Here is a 2,906-nt window from a genome sequence, read left to right as displayed (position 1 = left end):
TCGAAATTCCATGCGCTGAGGTTGAGCGTATCCAGCGACAACGCGCCGGTTGGATTTCCGATGTCGACGCCTGTGAACTGGCGGCCGTTCCACCCATCGTCCTCGAACGCATGAAAGCTGCCGGCGTAATCCGTTCGGACGTCCGCTGGCGCGAAGACCTGATGAAGGGCGGTCCGGTCGAGCGTCAGTCCATCGCGGATTTATATGAGCGTGCGGAGCGGTGGGCTGAACCAGATGCACTGGCTGAAGATTCGACGCTCACATGGGCGGAGCTGACCAGTCGGCGTATGGGTGACCGACGAGCAATTGAATCGCTGATGCAGGCCATCGCAAAAGGCGACGTGAAAGCCGTCGCGCATGGTCGGACACTCGGCGAAATGTCCTTCCTGAGGGGGGACGTGTCGCAGTATTTCGGCACGCCGCTGCTCGAGGCCGGCATGTCGATTCAGCAGCTCGCGAAAGCGACCGGTTGGAAATGGGAGTCCATTCAGCACTGGGTAGACGAAGGGTTACTGGCGTCCGTTTCGATTCAACGACGCGGCCAACCTTGCCACGTCGTGCTACCGCACCAGTTGCTGGCGTTCAGGCAGGCCTATGTCCCGCTGGCAGACCTGGCGCGTGCCATGGGCACGACGTCGTCAGCGTTGTCGCGCCTGCTGCCCCGCGTCGAACTGGTCGGCGCGAAACGGCTTTCTGATGGCGCAATGCGGGGCGCGCTGATTCGTATCGCCGACCTCGGCCGGTTGGCCGTTATCGGCGCAAGAGCCGGGCACGACCTGTTTGTTCCTGCATCGTTGGCGCTATGAGAAAGCGATACGTCGAACCGACAGTGCGCATCAATCGGCGACGTACGCGCCGTTCGGGACGTCGGTCGACTCTCACGTAGTGCCGCCCGGACCAAGTAACTGAGCAGAAGGATGTGATTTCCCACCACCAGGAGACTGCGATGCCCATCTGGAAACCACGGCCAACGTCCGAATTGCCCACGATTCTGTTATCTCGATGGCGCATATTCGAAACGCAGAACGCGAGCCGACATTTTGTTGGCGTAGACATGCTGGACTCGTCGGGACGAGTCAGCTCTCAGATTGTGACGTTCGACCGGGTCACCTTGCAGGGGGTGACTCAATCGGGACGCATTTACGAACTGGTCGGCAAGAAAGGCTGGTCACTCGACGGCGAGTACATCTGGAAAAGATGGTGCGAACTGAACGAGGTGACGTCATACACCGACGTCACTGAACGCCTTCTTGATGGAGCTGATGATGACGACCCCATATGAACGTACGAAAGCCGTCATTGAGACGCGCGAGTTCCTGAAGTTGCTCGCCTCTTCCGACCACGTCGCTAACCGTAGTGAAATCGAAGCATTCGCTGTACGGTTGCTTCGGCACTACCCGCTCGACATCGACCTCGACGTTTCCGCTACAGCGCTTCCAGGAGTCTGGGCTGCACCGGAACACTAGCGAGCTGGCTCAGCAGCAGTTCCGGAATATCCGGCGCGCATCCAAAGGCTCAGCCCTAAGCATATCCCTGGGTTTGAGTCGCTGGGTGGTGAGGCTGAGCCCAGCCCTCCCTGCGGCATATGCCCGGGAAAGCCTTCCACTCAGCATCGCCACCCGTATGTCACCGGTATGGAGCCGCCTCGCCCGCCAGCCTGTATGCGCCCTCCGGGACGCTAGCTTCGCCATCCCGTTGCCGATGTCTCAGACGCTAATCCCCGCAGTCTCGGCTATCCCCTGCGCGCTGCCGGTGGATTCAGCCCCCGTTCACGCAAGCGGCATTGCGTCGTGTCACCGAAGCCAACCAGATGGGTTGGGCGGCCCTCCTGCCCGGCGGCTCGATGACTCGGCGGGCATGCACGAATGCGCTGCAGAACGGTATATGGATTCCGACAGCTGAACAGAGAGCGATGACGCATAAAATTTTCTTATCGAAACACATTTCCTTATGCGCTGACGTCGGGACTCGCTGAAACGAAGCTATATCGCGTCGTCAATGAACCGGACTAGGCGCAGTTCATCCTCCAGGCGAACATCCTGCAGCTCGGCAAGGTAGCGCCGTCCGCCGCACCAATGGCGTTCGGTGCGAAGAGATGACGCCTTGATTGCCGACGTCTAAAATCACTGCTGCACGATAACAAGGCTACAGAAAGCGGCCATCGGGGAAGCGCATGCAGACGAGACTTCAGGCCATCATCGACGAGGCACGGCCGCGCCGCGCGATGTTCACCACCTTCACCTTCAGCGCCAACTGGTTTGAATCCTTCTGTCTGCCCCTGCTGAGGGTCTCTGGCTGCCAGAAGGTTGAACTGCTCGTCGATTCCCGCGAAGCATGCAAATCGACGGACGAGACGTCGAGTCTCTATGCCGGCAGCTACTATCGCGTCATCCCGGTCCGTCAGGCAACTGGCGGATTCTTTCACCCGAAGATTGCCTACCTTGAGCGCGGCTCTGGCGACGACGTCCTTGTTGTCGGTAGCGGCAATCTGACGACGCGTGGACAGAACTCCAACCTCGAAGTGCTCGACTCCGTGAACGCGCTCGAGCACCCGTTGGTGTTTGAAACCTTCGCGGACTTTGCTGAGCTGTTTGCGCAGACAGAGGGACTGTCCGCCAAGGCGTCCGCCAGCCTCATGTATTACGCGCGGCGCGCGCGCGAGGTTGCAGCCGCCGTGCCCGCATCCGCCCGGCGGAACCCAACGGCCTGGCTCATCCACACTCTGAAAGAACCCGCGGGCAACCAGTTTGCGGAACTGGTTCTTGAACACCTTACGCCTGCAGCCACGTTGACTGCATACGGCCCGTATCTTGACCCCAAGGCGAACGCCGTATGCGACCTGGCCGGGTTGTGCGGCGTGCCCGAGATTTCCCTGGGTGCGCAACTCGTCGACGAAGAATACGTGA

At 60.2% G+C, this 2,906-nt stretch carries 3 protein-coding genes and 1 pseudogene; all 4 read left to right on the top strand.

The genetic code is table 11. From position 1 onward, the window contains the following. Window positions 1–806: pseudogene (locus JMF90_RS31650) on the top strand (hypothetical protein); the annotation flags it as partial. Window positions 807–946: 140 nt separating this feature from the next. Then, window positions 947–1,282: a hypothetical protein gene (locus JMF90_RS31645; RefSeq protein ID WP_027788785.1), complete on the top strand. Its 336-nt coding sequence runs from the start codon at window positions 947–949 to the stop codon at window positions 1,280–1,282. Next, window positions 1,254–1,466, top strand: a complete 213-nt coding sequence (locus JMF90_RS40665; protein WP_307730542.1) for a BPSL0761 family protein — start codon at window positions 1,254–1,256, stop codon at window positions 1,464–1,466. The genes JMF90_RS31645 and JMF90_RS40665 overlap by 29 nt, the downstream gene beginning before the upstream one ends. 707 nt (window positions 1,467–2,173) lie before the next feature. Further along, window positions 2,174–2,906, top strand: a 733-nt coding sequence (locus JMF90_RS31640) for a phospholipase D-like domain-containing protein (RefSeq protein ID WP_201325907.1), incomplete at its 3' end; no start/stop codon positions are given.

Source organism: Burkholderia sp. E168m23 (genome assembly GCF_016586125.1).
Lineage (GTDB): Bacteria > Pseudomonadota > Gammaproteobacteria > Burkholderiales > Burkholderiaceae > Burkholderia > Burkholderia orbicola.
The sequence above is the reverse complement of the archived record's forward strand: the minus strand, read 5'-3'. Positions and strand labels throughout refer to the sequence as shown.

Bases quoted from the DNA above. Each gene is read 5' to 3' on its own strand.
- JMF90_RS31645 (WP_027788785.1), top strand. From the start codon at position 947: ATGCCCATCTGGAAACCACGGCCAACGTCCGAATTGCCCACGATTCTG.
- JMF90_RS40665 (WP_307730542.1), top strand. From the start codon at position 1,254: ATGGAGCTGATGATGACGACCCCATATGAACGTACGAAAGCCGTCATT.